General features: G+C 45.9%; 15 protein-coding genes and 3 pseudogenes. 14 read left to right on the forward strand and 4 right to left on the reverse strand.

Translation table 11 applies throughout. From position 1 onward, the window contains the following. Window positions 1–304 precede the first annotated feature (304 nt). The 13 genes and pseudogenes from MC7420_RS15595 (at window position 305) to MC7420_RS15645 (ending at window position 15,983) form a co-directional block, all read left to right on the forward strand. On the forward strand, window positions 305–523 hold the full coding sequence (locus MC7420_RS15595) for a hypothetical protein (RefSeq protein WP_006101415.1): 219 nt from the start codon (window positions 305–307) through the stop codon (window positions 521–523). A 178-nt stretch (window positions 524–701) separates the two neighbouring features. Further along, window positions 702–3,164 (forward strand): endonuclease MutS2, encoded by a 2,463-nt coding sequence (locus MC7420_RS15600; RefSeq protein WP_006101390.1) that lies wholly within the window; start codon window positions 702–704, stop codon window positions 3,162–3,164. A 670-nt stretch (window positions 3,165–3,834) separates the two neighbouring features. After that, window positions 3,835–5,724: pseudogene (locus MC7420_RS44320) on the forward strand (toll/interleukin-1 receptor domain-containing protein); the annotation flags it as partial. A gap of 240 nt (window positions 5,725–5,964) precedes the next feature. Then, entirely contained in the window at window positions 5,965–6,834 is an 870-nt protein-coding gene (locus MC7420_RS44325) for a WD40 repeat domain-containing protein (protein WP_449240171.1), read from the forward strand. 124 nt (window positions 6,835–6,958) lie between these two features. Then, a complete protein-coding gene (locus MC7420_RS15610) occupies window positions 6,959–7,204 on the forward strand; it encodes a UPF0175 family protein (RefSeq protein WP_044207478.1) in 246 nt (81 codons plus the stop codon). After that, a pseudogene (locus MC7420_RS15615) lies at window positions 7,201–7,689 on the forward strand (DUF3368 domain-containing protein). The gene MC7420_RS15610 and the pseudogene MC7420_RS15615 overlap by 4 nt, the downstream one beginning before the upstream one ends. 175 nt (window positions 7,690–7,864) lie before the next feature. After that, the gene (locus MC7420_RS15620) at window positions 7,865–8,455 is read left to right on the forward strand and encodes a DUF3038 domain-containing protein (RefSeq protein WP_006101323.1); all 591 of its coding nucleotides are present in this window, start codon (window positions 7,865–7,867) and stop codon (window positions 8,453–8,455) included. A gap of 100 nt (window positions 8,456–8,555) precedes the next feature. Then, window positions 8,556–10,124 carry a DUF4335 domain-containing protein gene (locus tag MC7420_RS15625; protein ID WP_006101421.1) on the forward strand — a complete coding sequence of 523 codons (1,569 nt, stop codon included), beginning with the start codon at window positions 8,556–8,558 and terminating at the stop codon, window positions 10,122–10,124. Continuing rightward, entirely contained in the window at window positions 10,121–10,321 is a 201-nt protein-coding gene (locus MC7420_RS39820; protein WP_157453185.1) for a hypothetical protein, read from the forward strand. Before MC7420_RS15625 ends, MC7420_RS39820 begins: the two co-directional genes overlap by 4 nt. Next, window positions 10,269–11,852 (forward strand): B12-binding domain-containing radical SAM protein, encoded by a 1,584-nt coding sequence (locus MC7420_RS15630; RefSeq protein ID WP_044207481.1) that lies wholly within the window; start codon window positions 10,269–10,271, stop codon window positions 11,850–11,852. The genes MC7420_RS39820 and MC7420_RS15630 overlap by 53 nt, the downstream gene beginning before the upstream one ends. A gap of 195 nt (window positions 11,853–12,047) precedes the next feature. Further along, window positions 12,048–13,448 (forward strand): DNA methyltransferase, encoded by a 1,401-nt coding sequence (locus MC7420_RS15635; protein WP_006101338.1) that lies wholly within the window; start codon window positions 12,048–12,050, stop codon window positions 13,446–13,448. Further along, window positions 13,448–14,014 (forward strand): annotated as a pseudogene (locus MC7420_RS15640) (AvaI/BsoBI family type II restriction endonuclease); the annotation flags it as partial. The gene MC7420_RS15635 and the pseudogene MC7420_RS15640, both read left to right, overlap by 1 nt. Before the next feature lie 310 nt (window positions 14,015–14,324). Next, window positions 14,325–15,983, forward strand: coding sequence for an ABC1 kinase family protein (locus MC7420_RS15645; protein ID WP_006101422.1), 1,659 nt, complete (start codon window positions 14,325–14,327; stop codon window positions 15,981–15,983). Between the two features lie 131 nt (window positions 15,984–16,114). Here MC7420_RS15645 and MC7420_RS15650 read toward each other — a convergent pair whose 3' ends face one another. The 4 genes from MC7420_RS15650 to MC7420_RS15665 form a co-directional block, all read right to left on the reverse strand. Next, entirely contained in the window at window positions 16,115–16,660 is a 546-nt protein-coding gene (locus MC7420_RS15650; RefSeq protein ID WP_006101467.1) for a cofactor assembly of complex C subunit B, read from the reverse strand. A 334-nt stretch (window positions 16,661–16,994) separates the two neighbouring features. After that, window positions 16,995–17,348, reverse strand: coding sequence for a PadR family transcriptional regulator (locus MC7420_RS15655; RefSeq protein WP_044207482.1), 354 nt, complete (start codon window positions 17,346–17,348; stop codon window positions 16,995–16,997). Window positions 17,349–17,562: 214 nt separating this feature from the next. Then, a complete protein-coding gene (locus MC7420_RS15660; protein ID WP_044207592.1) occupies window positions 17,563–17,916 on the reverse strand; it encodes a PadR family transcriptional regulator in 354 nt (117 codons plus the stop codon). Between the two features lie 491 nt (window positions 17,917–18,407). Further along, the gene (locus MC7420_RS15665) at window positions 18,408–18,869 is read right to left on the reverse strand and encodes a hypothetical protein (RefSeq protein ID WP_006101567.1); all 462 of its coding nucleotides are present in this window, start codon (window positions 18,867–18,869) and stop codon (window positions 18,408–18,410) included. 272 nt (window positions 18,870–19,141) lie between these two features. Between MC7420_RS15665 and MC7420_RS15670 the strand changes: the two genes are divergently transcribed. Next, complete coding sequence (locus MC7420_RS15670) at window positions 19,142–19,711, forward strand: DUF3611 family protein (protein ID WP_006101463.1); 570 nt, start codon at window positions 19,142–19,144, stop codon at window positions 19,709–19,711. Window positions 19,712–19,722: the final 11 nt, after the last annotated feature.

The following is a 19,722-nucleotide window of genomic DNA, read 5'->3' on the forward strand; positions in this document are numbered from 1 at the left end:
AGAGGATATTGCATTTTCGCAGAATTCTAGTGGGGGCGAGTTGTGTCCTCAAGTTATCAATTAATTTTATGGCATCTGTGTCTAAACCTGTCCCGACACACCCGACAACCAACTTTTAAAACAGCTTTTTAGTTAAATTTTATACAATTCACAACTATATTGACAAAAGACGCAATCTATGAGTGCATCTCTAGTCAGAATCCCGGATCAGACAATCTCCGTAAAATGACGGATGTATTTATGTAAAGCTTCTGTAATATTTATTCGTAACAGCCCCATTTAGAAATTGATTCAGGATTAAACTATGGCAAAACAGACACAAACTCGTATATACCCCAGAGTTCCGCTAACCTCAGCCGATCGCGACGCCTTAGACAAACTCTTTCAGGGCGTACAGGTTGAGGATTTGCGTCAGCTTGAGCAAATGACATCCTACTATTCCATCACTCCGCTTGAACCCTGGGAAGAACAAGGCTGGGTCATAAATAGCTCCCTATCTATCCCCAGGGAAGCGACGGCATAGTTAACGGGTAGACTGGGTGTATATAAATTACTTCTCCTTTTGGTAGAACTGATCGACTATTTCCTTCCACCAGAGAACAACTCCACAGGATTTCTCCGATAGAGTACGGTTAGGCTCACTCGCCTCTGCTGGAAAATTGTCTAATAATAAACATAAGGGTAACCTTTAATATTGGGCTTTGATTCAATCTGAAACGTTAGAACTACTCGAATGGCAACGCCTGTGCCAACACCTGGCAACCTTCGCCGCCACCAAACTAGGCGCGATCGCGTCTCGCCATCTCCATCCTCCCGCTACTTTGGCGGAAAGTCTGCATCTATTGGCGCAGACAAAAGAAGTCTATCAACTTGAATGCCAGTTAACCAGTGGCTGGACGTTTGAGGGGATTCAGGATATTGGTGATGCGCTAGAACGCGCTGAACGACAAGGGATATTATCCGGGGAAGACTTACTCGCGATCGCAACCACTCTAGCAGGAGTCCGGCGTTTACGACGTCTCATCGACGATCAAGAGGATATCCCGGTTCTCAACCAACTCGTGGCTGATATCCGTACCTATCCGGAATTAGAACAAGAAATTCACCGTTGTATCGACGAACGCGGCGATGTCACCGATCGCGCGAGTCCGAAACTGGCAGAAATTCGACAGCACAGTAAATCCCTACGCGATCGCATTTATCAAACGCTCCAAAACATTGTACAGCGTCAAGGCGGCGCACTCCAGCAACCCTTAATCACCCAACGGGGCGATCGCTTTGTTCTCCCGGTGAAAGCCCCCCAGAAAGACTCGGTTTCGGGTATCGTTCATGACGCTTCCAGTACGGGTGCTACGCTGTACATCGAACCTCATGCGATCGTTGGGTTGGGGAATCAACTCAAAACCTATCAACGGCGGGAACAAGCCGAAGCCGAAGCCGTGCGCCGGGTGTTAACCGAACAAGTCGCCGCCGTTAAGCCGGATCTAGAACAGGTATTAGCCGTCGCCACTCGGTTAGATTTAGCCACAGCCAAAGCCCGATATAGCCTCTGGTTACAGGCAAATCCGCCGCGCTTCATTGATCCGAATCAACGAGAATCGATTACCCTACGCCAATTGCGACATCCTCTGTTAGTCTGGCAGTATCAGCATGAAGAAGATGCGCCAGTTGTACCGATTACTATCCAGATTCAGCCCCAAATAAAAGTTGTGGCGATTACGGGTCCGAATACAGGGGGTAAAACCGTTACCTTAAAAACATTGGGGTTAGCCGCACTCATGGCAAAGGTGGGCTTATTTGTCCCTGCCAAAGAACCCGTAGAACTGCCGTGGTTTGAGCAAATTCTGGCAGATATTGGCGATGAACAGTCTTTAGAACAGAGTTTATCTACCTTTTCCGGTCATATTCGCCGAATTAGTCGGATTTTAGAGGAATTAGAAAATTGTAGAGCGCCATGGCGCGTCTCTACAGATGGGGGAGAAGATGATTTAGCCCAAAGGGAACCAGACACCCCACATCCCACATCCGCCCTAGTCTTACTGGATGAAATTGGTGCGGGAACTGATCCAGCCGAAGGAAGTGCCTTAGCGATCGCACTCCTGAACTATCTGGCGGATCATGCTCAGCTTACTGTAGCCACGACGCACTATGGTGAACTTAAGGCACTCAAATATCAAGATGAACGATTTGAAAACGCCTCGGTTGAGTTTAATGATGTCACCCTTTCCCCCACCTATCGCCTCCTCTGGGGAATTCCGGGTCGATCCAATGCGTTAACGATTGCCGAACGGTTAGGATTAAAATCAGATGTGGTATCCCTTGCCCAAACCTTAGTGGGGGGTAGTTCGGAAGACGTAAACCAGGTGATTTCTGGACTCGAAGCCCAACGACGGGATCAGGAAACCAAAGCCCAAGAAGCCAACCAACTCCTCCAGCAAACCGAACGTTTGCATCAAGAAGTCTCCAGTAAAGCTAAACTCTTGCAGGAGAGAGAACGGGAATTGAAACTCTCTCAAGAACAAGCCGTACAAGACGCGATCGCGCAAGCCAAAGCAGAAATTGCCCAGGTGATTCGCAAATTGCAGCAGGGACCCCAAATCGCTCAAAACGCGAAGAAAGCCACCGATGCGCTCAAAGAAATTGAGCAGCGCCATATCCCCAAACCCCCGGCTAAAGCCAAACCCGCCTTTCAACCCAAAGTGGGCGATCGCATTCGCATTCCTCGCCTAAATCAAACGGCGGAAGTCTTGACCCCTGCGGATGAAGATGGGGAACTCACCGTGCGTTTTGGCTTAATGAAGATGACGGTATCTTTAGCGGATATAGAATCCCTAGAGGGTCAAAAGGCGCATATCCCCGTCAAATCTAAACCCGCATCCACCCCAGCACCCGCCGCCGCATCGCCACCGACTCCCCCGATTCGCACCGAGAAAAATACAATTGATTTACGCGGATCGCGTGTTGCCGATGCTGAAGTCGAGTTAGAACAAGCCATTTCCAAAGCGATCGCCTCTGGGGTATTGTGGATTATTCATGGTAAAGGAACTGGAAAATTAAGGGCTGGAGTCCATGAATTCTTAGAACGCCATCCCCTGGTTGATCGGTTTGAATTAGCCAAGCAAGCCGAAGGCGGATCAGGGGTAACAGTAGCTTACCTGAAATAGCTAGATCAGATCACGATAGTATCGTATCTCTACTCAATCAATTATCCCTCAGTAGGGGTACGGCATTGCCGTACCCTATTATCACCATCGTATTGGCGTGGCACACTTAATTTGATAAATTGCCTCATACCCAAAACCTGTAGGGGCGCACAGACGTGCGCCCAATTCAATGGTCAAATCTATTTCGCCATTTTATCGCGCTTCGCGCTGGTCTAGTTATGGCTTGCTGCACAACTCCAAAACCCTTATCTATCAAGGCTTTGAGTAGCATGGACATTGGCTCATCTTCAAGAACATAAGGTAAAACCCTTTCATACCCTTGCACCGCTATCAGGGAAAATGTATCATTGCTCCCCCTGCTCCCCCGGCTTCCCCGGCTTCCCCTGCTCCCTACCCCACCACAAGACTTATTCAGCAACCCCTAGTTACACTTTGTTTGTACAAACACCCCATCAGGAATCAGTTTCAGGTACGGGAGTTGTAAATACACGCCTAGCGACTTGCTATAACTAGATCATGTCAGTGGGTTAAAGACTCAGCCAACCTTTAATTTTTCACAGAATTTTCCCTTAACAGGGGGGTGAAACTATTGCCTATTGCCTATTGCCTCTCCCCACCACAAGACTTGTTCAGAATCCCCTAATTATTTACTCGATTTAGACCCAAAAAAATGACCCAATTATTCGATGCCTTCATCTCCTACGGACGCGCAGATAGTAAGGCATTTGCCCAACAACTGCAAGCTCGTTTAGACGAAGCCGGATTTAAAGTCTGGTTTGACTTCAATGATATACCCTTAGCCGTCGATTTCCAGAATCAAATTGATGATGGCATTGAAAAAGCCAGTCACTTCCTATTTATTATTGCCCCTCATTCAGTCAACTCGCCCTATTGTCTCAAAGAAATTGAATTAGCAATTAAGCTGAATAAACGCATCATCCCCCTGTTACACGTCATGGAAATTAGCCAGGAAACCTGGCAGCAAAGAAACCCCAATGGCACAGAATCAGAATGGGAAGCTTATCAAGCAAAGGGATTACATGAAAGCTATCAGAATATGCACCCGACAATTCGTAAACTCAACTGGGTGTATTTCCAAGACGGAATCAACGATTTTGAGAAATCCTTAGCCGATTTAATTAATTTACTCCACTCCCATCAGGATTATGTAGACAAGCATACCCGGTTTTTAATCCAAGCCCTAGAATGGGAACGAAATCAAAAACAAACCAAGTACCTGCTTATTGGGGAAGAAAAACAGCAAGCCGAAGCTTGGCTGAGCATACGGTTTAAACACGAGCAATCGCCTTGTATCCCTACTGATTTGCATTGCGAATATATTACCGAAAGTATCAAGAATGCCAATAACTTGATGACTCAGGTGTTTATCTCCTACACCGATGAGGATAGGACAACAATGGAGACAATTCGCAATAGCTTGAGGCGGGAAAGTCTTACAGTTTGGACGAATACGACAGATATTCAAACGGGAGAAGTGTTTGAGGAGGCAATTAAGCGAGGAATTGAACAGGCGGATAATCTGGTTTATCTGCTCTCGCCTGACTCAGTAAATTCAGATTATGCTCAGCGTGAACTCGACTATGCTGTATCGCTGAATAAACGGATTATTCCTTTGTTAGTGCGAGAAACACCACCGGAACAGATACCGTTAGCGCTGCGGGATTTGCAGTATATTGATCTGACGGACAATGTAAAGGAAGAAGATTATTATCTGGATGAAAGCCAACTGTTGAAGATTGTGCAGCAGGATGCGGCTTACTACAACGAGCATAAAATATTACTCACTAAAGCCCTGAAGTGGAAACAGCAGCAACAGAATCCCAGCATTCTGTTGCGGGGGTATAACTTACGCAGTGCAGAAACATGGTTGAAGGTGGCAAACAAAAGAACCCTGAATCCACCAACACCGTTAATTGAAGAATTCATTGATGAAAGTTTACGACAACCGCCAGCTATATCTCTAGATGTATTTATTTCCTATTCCCGTACCGATGCCGATTTTGCCAGAAAACTGAATGATGAACTCCAACTACAGGGGAAACGGACGTGGTTTGACCAGGAAAGTATTGCATCGGGGGCGGATTTTGCTCAGGAGATTCATGGGGGAATTGAAGCCTGTGATAATTTCTTATTTATTCTCTCCCCTCGTTCCGTGAATTCACCCTATTGTGCGGCGGAGGTGGAGTATGCCGCTTCTTTGAATAAGCGCTTTGTCACCGTGCTGCATCAGCCCGTAAATTCAGAGGAACTGCATCCAGAGTTAGGGAAAGTGCAGTGGATTGATTTTAATCAGAATCAGCAAGAGTTTCAGGTCAATTTTCGACAATTAGTCAGAACCCTGGATACTGACCGAGAACATTTACACCAGCATACCAAATGGTCACAACGAGCGATTGAATGGCAGGAGAAAGGGAAGAATCCTGACTTGCTGTTGCGGGGGAGTGAATTGGCAGTCGCTCAGGCATGGTTGCAGGAGACTCAAGGGCAGAAGAAACAGCCAGGGGCGACGGAGTTACAGAAGGCATATATTGGTAAAAGTGGCGGGCATAAGCGTAGAAATCGGCTGGTATTAACCGGGGCAGTTGTTGGTGTAATCGGGCTAGTGACGGCTTTTTGGTTGAGGGCGGAAAGGATTGCTACTCTGGCGAAGCTGCGGGAAGATGCTGCTCGCGCTCAGTTGTTGATACCCATTGAGCCATTGGAAGCACTCACTTTAGCAATTCAGGCAACTGGTGAGAGCCAATCCTCGTTATTTACATCAAAGAACGTTCTCCCTCAAGTGCAGTCTAGTTTACGGGATGCGATCGGCGATGTCAGAGAACGGAATCGGCTCAAAGGACATCAGGATTGGGTCATCTCAGTGGCATTTAGCCCGGATGGTCAAACCATTGTCAGTGGTAGTTTGGACAAAACAATACGCCTGTGGCGCGGTGGCAATTGGCAGGATTGGCTCAATGTGGCGTGCAATAATTTAATCAATCATCCCATCTTCATCGCTCCGGCAACTTTGCTTGACGAGGACTCAGAAAAGTTTAACTGGGCTAAAGATGCTCGCTCTACCTGTCAAACCTCAGTCTGGAACAAAACGGAAAATGCCCAATTTCAGGTCAATCAAGGTCGAGCCATGGCGCGAGAGGGGGATATAGAAGGCGCTAATGCCAAATTCCAACAAGCCCAAAAACTGTCTGCCAAAATCAATCTTCCCACTTCAGAACAAGTTGCAGGATGGGCGGCTGAGGGTTTGATCAATCAGGGTAAGAAACAAGTAGAAGAGGGTAACGTCCAGGACGCTCTGGCTGCTTATGATAAAGCACAAAGGATCGATCCAACTTGGCAAATTTCTGCACAGTCTTGGAATACCCTTTGTCGGTACGGCAGTCTGCACAAAGAGGCGGCTACAGTTATGGATGCTTGTGAAAAGGCTGTAGCACTTGCGCCTAAAAATGGAAACTTTCGGAATAGTCGTGGGCTTGCCAGGGCGCTGACGGGGGACAACCAAGGAGCAATTGAGGATTTTCAGGCATTTATAGAGTGGGCTGATTCGGAGAGTTATGAGGAGGATATAAAACAACGGCAAGGCTGGATTGATGCCCTCAAGGCAGGGAAGAATCCTTTCACAGAGGAGGAGCTTGAAAATTTGTTAAGGTAAGAACCTGGACATAAATTATTGCCGCTGTACTAAGCCATAAATAAGGTGTAACACAGTTAATTTTGGGAATTAGCATGACATTAAGAAACGCTACGATAATTTGCAATTAGAGAGGACTAGAGCTATGAGCATTATCATCACTGACGAAATACTGACAGCAACCCGAATGACTGAAGCTGAAATGAGGCAAGAAATCGCGATCATGCTGTTTCAGAAGGAAAAGTTCACCCTTGCCCAAGCCAGTCGATTTGCTGGGATGCATCGCATTGCCTTTCAACACCTTCTCGCTAGTCGGCAAATCCCAGTGCATTACAGTGCAGAGGATTTTGAACAAGATATCCATAACTTACGGGAGATGGGCAGACTTTGATTATTGTTAGCGATACATCACCGATCAATAATCTCGCCGCGATCAATCAATTACATCTGCTACAACAACTTTATGAGATAGTCCTTATTCCCGGAGCTGTCTATCGAGAACTGACTGACCCCAATTTTCCGGTAGCAGGTGCAACTGAAGTACAATCCTTTGACTGGATTAAAACAGCTTCAATCAATGACCGTATAGTAGTTGAAGCACTCAGTAATGAACTAGATATTGGAGAGGCTGAAGCAATTGCTTTAGCACTGGAACTTAGAGCCGATCAAGTATTAATTGATGAACGTCGTGGTCGCCTGGTGGCTGCTTGATTAAATCTTAACTATACAGGAATTTTGGGTATCTTAGTTGAAGCCAAACAACAAGGACTCATCTCTACCGTGAAACCTTTACTGGATGCTCTCATAAACCAAGCTGGGTTTTGGGTTGACGCACACTTATATAACAAAGTTTTACAGCTTGTTGACGAACAATAGCATATTTTGCTACCCATCTAAAGCGGGACATTGAGACGAGGGAAGGGAACAGATAGTTCTCTAGCACTGTCCTGGTTTGAGTTGGTCGCCAAAAAGTTGATGTAAACTTTAAAGGTCGTGTTTCTCTATTGGTAACTACATCCACCCGCCTGATTAAATTTCTTACTCTAACGTTATGCGCTCTACCCTAAAGACGCCAACCTCGTCTCACGCTTGGCAGGATTTGCCCCTGGCGCAAGTGCCAGACTCTCTACAACTGGATAACATTAAAACCCAGTTGGATTTAATCTTGATGGCGCTGGAAGCCTTGGCGGGTATTGGTTCGGAAGCCATGCTACAAGCGGCGGCTGACTTAAATTTAGAGTCAGTGGTGTCCGATCGCGTCGGGTTATGGCGTCTGCGTCAGTCTAACCCCCAGCGTAAAAGTTCCGGGGGGCGCAAAAAATTGGATGTGGAAGAAGCGCGATCGCTGGTTTTGATTATTTGCCATTTAGCTAAACAGCATCAGGAACTCATCCGTCGGGCTGTAACCCTATTAGAACAAATGACCGAACAAAATAGTGAGCCCCATCGTACTGCTTTGTTAGGAGATTATCTGGATACATTTGTTAACACCTATCAGGAACGGATGGAGCAAGGAGACGAGGTATCCATGGATGTACTCAATCAACTGGCATTCAAATTACTCATTGATTTACTCTTCTACAGTGATTCTCATGGTCATCGGCGTCTCTGGTTAGCCTTATTGGGTTCAGCGTCTGCGTAGGGGCGGGTTTAGGGACTAATATTTATCGCTCTCCTTAGCTTGGCTGCAAAACCCGCCCTTTCTTTAATGGCAAGAATTATTTGACAAATGACCAATTACTATGCCCTTATCTAGCTCAGTTCTACGCCGCTATACGCCACCCACCTGCACTCTGGAAATCGTGGCAAAAACGTCACCCCTGTCGCGTTGGGTGGGGAAGTCTGTTGTTAAAGACTTACGGTTTGAATTACATTTTGATGATCCGCGACAGCCTGACGAAAAGCTAGTGACGATAAAAGGCGATCGCACAGAACTGGATGTCTTATATGAGGCAGTAAGTCACTACGTCCAAAACTTCCTCAACACCTCTCCCCAACCCTTATCCTGGACTAATCTAACCTCTTCTGTACAACCTGATAATCCAAGTGAATTTGAATCTAATATCCCAGAACCCGCCTCTCCTATTTCATTAGTTACCTCTGATCAACCCCAAGACAATCAAGAGTCGAAGCTACCATCCACAAAATTACAACCTTTAAAACAGTGGGCAATTCCATTAGGTATTACGCTACAACCCAAAGGGTTAGTCACCCATGAATTAATTCTGGGTCAACTCGCAAACGAAGACTCTGGATCAGTTGTTTACTTAAGTGTCCTCCAACTGTTCGACTTAGCCACCGCTTTAGATGATTATGCCGCAGAAATTTTAGCCTTACCCAATCTGAATCGCGCTGGTAAAGCCAAAGTTTTACCCCTGTGGACAAAAGCCGCCGCCGCCGTTGTGTTAGCCGTAGGAGTAACGACGGCGGGTGTGAGATGGTTCAATCAATCCCAATTAACTCAGGAAACCGCAAGCCTCAGTTCAGCCTCAGATTCAGCCGAAGAAGTTCCCTCCAACCTGGCTCAAGAACTGCCCACACCAACACCATCCCCCTTACCTTCGCCACCTTCGCCAATTCCGACGCCAACGGTACCACCCTCGTTAGCCAACGCGCCCACAGTACCTCCCCCCAAACCCGTTAAACCCCCAGCACCATCGACTCGGAGTTCATCACCAGCACCAGCACCCCAACGTCGAGAGATTGCCATCACGCCTCCACCCCAGCGCCCTCCGGCTCAACCTGCGCCAAGTACACCAGCCTCTCCGTCAACTTCACTCCCTACCCAGCCTAGTCGCCCTCCAGCGCCGCCTCCTAGCACTACCCAAGGTTCATCTCGTCCTCAAGCGCAAACAACACCCCCACCTCTACCCATATTTCCTCCTCTCGATGTCACTCCGGCTACACCTGAACGCCCAGAATCGACAAATCGTCTGCCCGTTATCACCCGTCGTCCTTCTCCCTCAACAGATACAGAGCCAAACACGTTGGGTAATAATGATGCAGCCACAGGTAGACTCTTTGATACGATTCCCCAAGTCGCACAGGCGAGAAACTATCTGCAACAGCGATGGCAACCGCCAGAGGACTTGACAAAAGTGCTAGAGTATCAGCTATTTATTGCGCCAGATGGTTCCATTGAACGGATTATTCCTCTGGGACAAGCCTCACAAGTTCACATTGAAAAAACTGGTATTCCGTTAGTAGGTAAACCCTTTGTTTCACCCATTCAAGGAGACAAGAATCCCACAATTCGGGTTGTCCTGAATCCGGATGGTCAAGTTGAGACATTTTTGGAGGAGATGCAATGAAAGAATGGATTGGGGGAAAACCAACTTTACCCCCACCGGAAGAATCGCGATCGCCCATCAAGGCGTATACTATGGGGAATTGGGAAGTGGAAGACCCTAAACCGGAGAATTCCCTGATTCCCATTGCCCACTACCTAAACTACAATGCGCGTTTTACTCCTCTATCCCCAGTTTCCCAAATCCTTCTGGTCTTTTGACAAAGCCATCGAACTGGTTGGACGCAAGGTAACTCTGCCACCCTTGGGTATGATTACAGTGGCAGCGATCTTGCCTCAGACGTGGGAATTTCGTTTGGTAGACCGGAATGCAAGGTTAGAAACTCAAGCCGATTGGGATTGGGCAGATTTAGTCATTGTCTCCGGGATGATTGTGCAGAAACCTGATTTGCTGCACATCATTCGGGAAGCCAAGCAGCGCGGGAAGACAGTTGCAGCCGGAGGTCCCTATTTTACCTCTGTACCCGAGACAGCATTACAAGCGGGGGTCGATTTTCTAATTTTGGATGAGGGAGAAATTACCTTACCCAAATTTGTCGAAGCGCTAGAACGAGGAGAAACCTCTGGTGTACTCCGTTCTGATGGAGAAAAGCCGGATGTCACCAATACCCCGATTCCTCGCTATGACTTACTGAATTTAAGTGACTACAGTGATATGTCGGTACAGTTTTCTAGAGGCTGTCCGTTTCAGTGTGAGTTTTGTGACATTATTGTCCTGTATGGGCGCAAGCCGCGCACGAAAAGCCCAGAACAACTACTCGCCGAATTACAACGACTCTATGACTTGGGGTGGCGGCGTTCGATTTTCCTAGTGGATGATAATTTTATTGGCAATAAGCGGAACGTCAAGCTATTACTGCGAGAAATGGGTCCCTGGATGGCGGAACGCGGCTATCCGTTCCGCTTAAGCACAGAAGCTTCCGTCGATTTGGCACAGGATCAGGAATTGCTGAATCTGATGATAGCGGCTAACTTTACGGGTGTGTTTTTGGGAATTGAAACACCGGATACGGAGAGTTTATCCCTGACTCAAAAATTCCAGAATACTCGCAACTCCCTGATGGAAGCCGTACAAACGATAAATAAGACTGGACTGCGGGTGATGGCAGGCTTTATTATTGGCTTTGATGGGGAAAAACCCGGAGCAGGCGATCGCATCATCGAGTTTGTAGAAGCCACAGCGATTCCTCAAGCCATGGTAAGTATGCTGCAGGCGTTACCCAATACGGCGTTATGGCATCGACTTAAGCGAGAGGAGCGTCTGTTAGAAGAAGATAAGGAAGCCAATATTCACCAAGGAACCCTAATTAATTTTATCCCCACTCGTCCTGTCGAAGAACTGGCTCGCGAATATGTCAGTTGTTTCTGGGAACTGTATGAACCTCACCGCTATTTGGGGCGTGTGCATCGCCATTTCCTCCAGATGCAACCCACGCCGCACAAACGTAAATTCAAGATACCAGATTGGACAACTCTGCGGGCGCTATTAATTATTATGTGGCGACAGGGAGTCAAGCGTTACACTCGGTTCCAATTTTGGCGTCAATTATTCTCAATTTTACGGAAAAATCCCCGCATTTTTGAGCGTTATATCGTCAATTGCGCTCATCTAGAACATTTTCTGGAGTACCGTCAAATTGTTCGGGATAATATTGAAGCACAATTAGCGGAGTATTTAGCCGAAAAAGCCAAGCTTTCTGCTGAAGTGAGACCAAAAGAATTAGTCAGCTAGATTAATTACTGACGTGGTATAGCTAAAATTGTAGATTAGATTTGGCGATTGAATCGGGCGCACGTCTGTCATTGGTGTCAACTAAACCCCTCACCCCCAGCCCCTCTCCCATGCGGGGGAGAGGGGAGCAACTGATGTCCTAAAGTATCCCCGTAATTCTATACATGAAAATTTGCTTACCCGTACATAGTGCAAATGGTATCAGTTCAACCCAGCTTAGGTGAAATTGAACACCTAGACTCTAAATTATTAAAACACTTCGATGGCAAGTTAATTGTCGATGATCAGCTTAATCGTTCATTGGTTAGTTATCAAGCCAATAAAACTCGCGCCATATATCGTTGGTACAAATATAAAGAAGCGTTTTCTGCTGCTTTAGTGGACTATCTATTGCAGCGTTATGGGATTACTAACAGTACAATATTAGATCCATTCGCTGGGAGTGGTACAGCCCTATTTGTCGCGAGTGAAATAGGCATCAATGCCCAAGGCATTGAATTACTGCCGATTGGTCAGGAAATCATTACAATTCGGAAACTATTAGCCTCAGAAATTACCACTGATGATATCGCTATTTTAACCCATTGGTCAACGACACGACCTTGGGAAAACGTTAAGAATATTTGTTCTCTTCCCGAACTACGAATTACTAAAGGAGCTTATCCCGAAGCAACTCGAAACGCGATTGAACAATACATGAGCGCATGGCAAGGTGAGAATAAACGAGTTCAGGCTATTTTACGCTTTGCCTTACTTTGTATTTTAGAATCCGTGAGTTACACGCGCAAGGATGGTCAATATTTGCGCTGGGATTATCGCTCAAACCGAAAAGCCGGAAAGAAGGTTTTTAATAAAGGAAAAATTCTCAGTTTTGCTGAAGCAATTTGCAGTAAACTTGATCAAATTGTGGCTGACTTGCAGCCTCAACATGAACAGCTTGAACTTTTTTCGGTAGAACAGAAACGAGGTGAGATTAAGCTTGATAAGGGTTCGTGTCTAGATTTAATGCCAACCTTACCGGATAGTTCCTACCATGCCATTGTCACATCACCGCCCTATTGTAATCGCTATGATTATACCAGAACCTATGCCTTAGAATTAGCATTGTTGGGAATCAATCAGCAAGAATTAGTCAACTTAAGGCAACAAATGCTAAGTTGTACTGTGGAAAATCGCCCCAAAGATTTACTTCAGATAAACCCTCACTGGAAATCCGCGATCGCGGCGGCGGATCAACAGGAATTATTACAAGCTATCCTGAACTATTTAGATAACCAGAAAGCCCAAGGGATTTTAAATAACAAAGGAATTCCGCGTATGGTTCGCGGTTACTTCTATGAAATGGCTTGTACAATCGCTGAATGTGCGCGAGTGTTGCAATCCAATGCTCCCTTGATCATGGTAAATGATAATGTTCGTTATGCTGGAGCGAGTATTTCCGTAGATCTTATTCTTTCAGACTTAGCCGAAAAATTGGGCTTTTTTGTGGAAACTATCCTCGTGTTACCCAATGGTAAAGGTAATAGTAGTCAACAAATGGGCGCTCATGGGCGAGAACCGTTGCGGAAATGTATTTATGTGTGGAGAAAACGCTGATGACAACGGATAAGCCCTATTATCAGCATTTGAATGCCAGTAATGATTTAGTGACTCCTTATGCAGCAGTAAGAGCCGGTTTTGTCGCTTTAGCTTTAGAGAAGAATAGACGTGCTACACCGTTTGTTGAGCAAGCAAGAGTTTTAAAAGCGGCTGCATCTAGAATCAAAACCCCTATGGAATTGGTTGATCTTGAGGACATACAACCAGCCCTATTAACAGCAGCAGGTGTTTCGGATAAAGCAGCGAGATATCTAGATATTCACGATAAAATAGCAGCGATTCGGGGATTAATTGAAAATTTTCTTGAGCCAGCAGGCGCAAAGTTCATTGAAGAATTAGTCTTTCGATTTCTGCTCATACGAGGAGATACCCTAGGCGGTTCAATGCGAAATGTTGGTGGAGTCTTAGCACAACGTAAGTTAACACGAATGCTGCTATCTACTTTGACAGTTGCAGGTAAATCTTATCAATGGCTGCATTCAAGCATGAATCGGTGGGCGTCAATGACTGATGAAGACTCAGATATTGAATTGCACTTAAAAGGACTAAGCTGGAAAAGTAATGAGCAAAACAGCTCGTTCAACACTACAGCGCATCAATCAAGCATTTATGACTCATGGACTAAAACCGCATACCTTCTTTTGAAATCTGAGAAAAAAACCCAACTCATAAAAGATTTTGTTGGGTAACGCTTACACTCTACCCAACCTACTATTCCCAACTTAATCCAGTAGACGGATTGCCAGATAGCGAAACTCCTGCAATGATTAAATTATTTCTTATATTAAATACAGTATCCTTCAGTTGAGGGATTAGAGTACCACTGACCTGACTCCTAGACTAACCTCTGTTCCAAGCCTATCGGTATAAACTATGTTCTCCTTAACTCAAAACAGCTCACGACAACGCGAGATTCTAGAAGTCGTCTTCCGCAATGGTTGGGAGTACATGCGAAGACTGCTGACGGGTAGCAAGGCTGACAAACCACAATTGCCTCCCCCAGAGGTGCTGCGTAACGTGCTAACAGAATTGGGACCGGTTTATGTGAAGCTGGGACAGTTGCTGAGTACTCGTCCCGATTTGTTACCCGCCGATTACATTAATGCTCTCTCGGAACTCCAAGCTAGAGTACCCCCTGTGGCGTGGAGTGAGGTTGAAGTGTTGCTGCGAAAACAACTACGACAACCCTTAGAAGAAACCTTTGCCAAAATTGATCCCAGAGCCGTTGCTGCTGGTTCTATTGCCCAAACCCATCGAGCTACCTTAAAAAATGGTCAGGAGGTAGCGCTGAAAGTTCAGCGTCCAGGAATTGATAAGGTTGTTCCTCAGGATATCGCGATAATTAAAAGTTTAGCCGATTTAGTCTCGCGCACCGATTTTGGACAAGACTATGATGTGGTGGCTTTGGCGGAGGAGTTTGCCAACGCCCTGGAAGCCGAACTCGATTTTACCAAAGAAGCCAGCTATACTGACCAATTACGGCGCAATCTTTCCAGAAGTCGCTGGTTTGACCCAACGCAAATCATGGTTCCCGCTATTTATTGGGAATTGACGACGGAGAAACTGATGGTGATGGAATGGTTAGAGGGTAAACCCATTCTCGAAGCCCAGTTTCCGGTAGAGCAAAATGGCGCGGATAGCAAAACTGAGAAGGAACAGCGCAAAGCAATTACTACGCTGTTATTTCGTGCTTTTTTTCAGCAACTCTATGTGGATGGTTTTTTCCATGCTGATCCTCATCCGGGCAACTTATTCTACCTCCAGGATGGTCGCGTGGCGCTTTTGGACTGCGGAATGGTTGGGCGTTTAGACCCACGCACTCAACAGATTTTAACCGAAATGTTACTCGCGATCGTGGATTTAGATGCTCAACGCTGCGCCCAGTTAACCCTGCAACTGTCTGAGTCAGGTCAACCTATTATCTTATCGCGGTTGGAAAATGACTACGATCGCATGTTGAGAAAATACTACAACCTCAGCATCTCACAAATCAACTTCAGTGAGATCTTTTATGAAATCTTGGAACTTGCCCGAAATAACCGAGTCCGCTTACCCAGCAATATGGGATTATACTCCAAGTGTCTCGCCAACCTAGAAGGGGTGGCTCGTACTTTTAATCCAGAGGTGAATCTCCTCGACGAAATCAAACCCCTGATGACCGATTTATTTCGGCGTCAGCTTTTGGGTTCAAATCCCTTGCAAACCTTTCTCAGAACCGCTCTGGATATTAAAAGTCTCTCGCTTCAATCTCCCCGCCAGATGGAGTTACTGCTTGACCGAATAACGTCAGAAACTTTAAAGTGGAATATTACAATTCGAGATATTGACCCTCTGCGCCGCAGTCTTGATGATTCAGCCAATCGGCTTTCATTTAGTATTTTGGTGGGTTCTTTGATTATGGGCGCAGCGATTATCTCGACAGGAGCGCGAACGAGTCAGCTTTCGCTAATAAGTAATATCCTGTTCGGTGTTGCCAGTTTTTTAGGGTTGTGGTTAATTGTCAGCATCCTCAAGTCAGGACGATTGAAGTGAACAGTTAACAGTTAACAGTCAACAGGGAATAGACAAAGAGTAATAAGCTATAGAAAATTTCTCCCCCTGCTCCCCCTGCTCCTGATAACTGATCACTGATCACTGATCACTGATAACTCCCCCAGCTTCCCTTAATCCCCCGCCTCCGAAGAGGGTTGAAGTTTCAAGGCTTGTTGGAGTTGGGCAAGTTCATCGCGATGGGCGATAACAGTAACTAAGCTTTGCATATCCGTTTGTGGATTCGGCAAAGGTTCAACTTTTAGGAACACCTGTTCATCGCGTCCCGCACCTTTCCAGTAAAAAATGCCAGCCACAGGAGCCAGAAAAACTAACCCAAGGAAAACCTGGGATAGGTCTGGGTAGAGTACAGAGAGAACTAATGATAGACAAAGAATACCGCAGGCAGCAAGTGCCGTTAAAAAGATAGCTAGAAACCAACTGGGTCGGACAAAACCCTGAAATGTCACTTGACCCGTAGCTGGGTCAACAGCAGCTACCCGGTATGCCCTTTGATCAAAATAGTTCTGCAATCGTTCTAGCAGAGAAGATTCAGGTTCTTGGGCAATGAGTTGAACTTTTTGAGTTCGGTCTTTAACCGAAGCACGGATGAAAAAGAACAAACCTACTGCTAACAACAGAGTTAGCAGGAATGTGGAAGACAGAATGGGTGTACTCACAGATATTGACCAACAACAGATAGTCTTAGCTAACCACCTTAAAAACTAGCGGCTTAATCCTGTACCTATCCGGTGTAGCTGAAATTAATACAGCTTCCCTTCCTGGTACTTTATTTTTGCCGCAGTCTTACTAAAGCGAACCAATGATGATTTAACCGTTGAGCCATAAAATACCCAACAGCTATCTCTGTCGTTGACAATGATAACTCCTAAACGCCAAAAACCCAATCCACGACGGCAGAAGCAGACCATCAGTTTTTCCTACAAACCCGTGTTTGCACCGAACATGAGTTGGTTTTGGTGGTCACTGATGGCGTAATTCTGCCGAAATGTGCTATATTGCTTGTTTCTCTTGAGTGATATACCTACGCCAAAACCCTGCTAGTTCGCGAGCTTTATCTCGCCAATCACCAGAGATCTGATACATACGCCGGGGGCGTCCTCGTCCTTCCACTTTTTTCCAATACCCCGTAATTGCCCCAGCTTCTTCTAGAAACTTGAGAACACTGTACAGAACTGTATCAGACAGGCGATAGGTTGGGTATTCGTGTTCGAGTTGTTGGATCAAGTGAGTGCCATAGGATTCCCCTTCTATGAGGACAGACAACACATAGCATACAGCTAATTCCTTGTTGAGATAGTTGGGAGGAGGGTCTTGAACAAACTGATAGGTATCCTCAAATGTCATCTGCATAGTCCGCCCCCTGAAATTACATGATTCAACAGTTGAGCCGTAAAATGCTCAACAGCTATCTCTGTCATTGACAATGATAACTCCTAAACGCCAGAAACCCAATCCATGACGGCAGAAGCAGACCATCAGTTTTCCCGACAAACCCGTGTTTGCACCGGACTTGAGTTGGTTTGGGTGGTCACTGATGGTGTAATTCTGCCGAAATGTGCTATATTGCTTGTTTCTCCTGAGTAATATACCTACGCCAAAACCCTGCTAGTTCGCGGGCTTTATCCCGCCAATCGCTAGAGATCTGATACATACGACGGGGGCGTCCTCGTCCTTCCACTTTTTTCCAATACCCAGTAATTGCCCCAGCTTCTTCCAGAAACTTGAGGGCACTGTAAAGAACTGTATCAGACAGTCGATAGGTTGGGTATTCGTGTTCGAGTTGTTGGATCAAGTGAGTGCCATAGGATTCCCCTTCTATGAGGACAGACAACACATAACATACGGCTAATTCCTTGTTGAGATAGTTGGGAGGAGGGTCTTGAAAAAACTGATAGATATCCTCAAATTTCATCTGCATAGTCCGCTGAATATCCCAGTAAGTCAGATTTGCATGGGATAGTTTTCCTAAAACTAACCATGGTTTCAACACCCTGAAAAAGTTCGGTGCAATGTATCGATCAGCAATGAGCAATCTCGGCTTGCTCATTCCTCTGGTACTTTATAACCTCAAAGTATTGAGGTCGTCTAATGCACTCGTTAGTTTGGTTACGGCAGATGCAACAGCACTGAATAATCTCCATCAATTTTAGCTAAGTCATGGAGTATTTTTCCAAAAACATCGAGGCTTCCAAGTCCAGATCCAGGGAAAATCGTCCCCTTAGTGTGCAACCTGAGTGCGTGATCGCATTGCTAGTATTAATAATTTCTACTAGCTTATTGAGCAATAGTCCGCAATATTTTGTTTTCAATTCCTTAACGTTTTCCCTAAGGGGGTTTCAGACCGTCTATTGGTCACGACTTGGAGATGCTACCCTATTTCCGGAGGGGTCTGGAAAACGTTAGTTAAACACCCAGTTCTGGATTCGTCTGCCAAACTTCTTTAATAATCTTACCTGTTTGATCGAAGTCAGCCTGGTAAGACATTGACCAAACCACCATCAGTCCCTGATCAGATTTGGCGGTGATCTGAATTTGAGCTTTAACCGTGCGATCGCGTCGTTGTTGCTCCAGTACCTGAAAGTCTTTGATATCATACTGGCGGAAAAAGTCCTGCCAAGCTGAGTAGATGGAGAACCCCTGATAGGTCTCATTCACATCAGGTACATTGTAGGAGCGCTTAAGAACGGCATGATCACTGTAGCCATAGATTAACAGATCAGGATTAGCTGTTGCGATCGCCTGCCAGTGTTGTTGAGCTGCAGATAGGGGATTCGTGCTGACCTGATTTTTGTACAACGACAAACTCCAGACTAAAGCGATGGCATAGATAGCGTAGGATAAACGTTGTTTCCAATTCGGTTCCATACGCTTCCTCCATGAGCTAACGTGACGATCAGGTTCCCACCGTAGGGCTAAAGCTTGGCTTTGGCTTTATACCTGACCTAACAGACGCACAATCCCCATTAAAAGTTCACTGAGGAATAAGCTAAAGATTATCAAACATAAATGATAAATTATGAAAATTTATAATGAGTGGCAAAGATTCGTCGGAGTTAGCGTTTGGCTTGCACAAACAACAGTTTTCTAGTTCTCCTGGTTAAATATGAAATAGGTGTCACTCACGGATTCGAGTCCCAATGCGAGAATTGCCCGATACGTCCTCACTACCCACCCCCCTCCAGCGCATCGCCTTGGTGCTGCGTACCTTTGGCAGAATTGCTTTGTGGATACAATTAGTCCTCGGAGTTGTGTCGCTGGGGATCTTGCTCACCGGAATCGCGGGTCGTACCATTGGACCGACAGACGAGAAACAAGGTGTTGGGTTTGGCATATTTTTAGCTATTTGTGGGTTAGTCACGTTAGGTGTGGGTGTCTACATCGCATGGCGCTATACTCGCATTTCCCAACAGTTACTCGTTGGCAATACCGAAACACGACCCAGCAAAGCCGATACCCTTAAAACCATTAGGCTAGGATTAATCGTCAATATGGCGGGCATGTTATTGACGATTGTGGGTGCCCAAGCCATCATCGGCAGCATTGTGATCCGCTCGATTTCCCAACCCTCTGGCTTGACAGTGTATGACGCCAACCGATTCGTGCGACCCTTAGACTTATTCTTGGTACAGGCGAATATCAACACAATTACGGCTCATTTTGCGGGTATCGCCATTGCCATTTGGCTGTTCAATCGCATTAATCGGTGATTCGTCATTCG

It is taken from the genome of Coleofasciculus chthonoplastes PCC 7420 (assembly GCF_000155555.1).
Classification (GTDB): domain Bacteria; phylum Cyanobacteriota; class Cyanobacteriia; order Cyanobacteriales; family Coleofasciculaceae; genus Coleofasciculus; species Coleofasciculus chthonoplastes_A.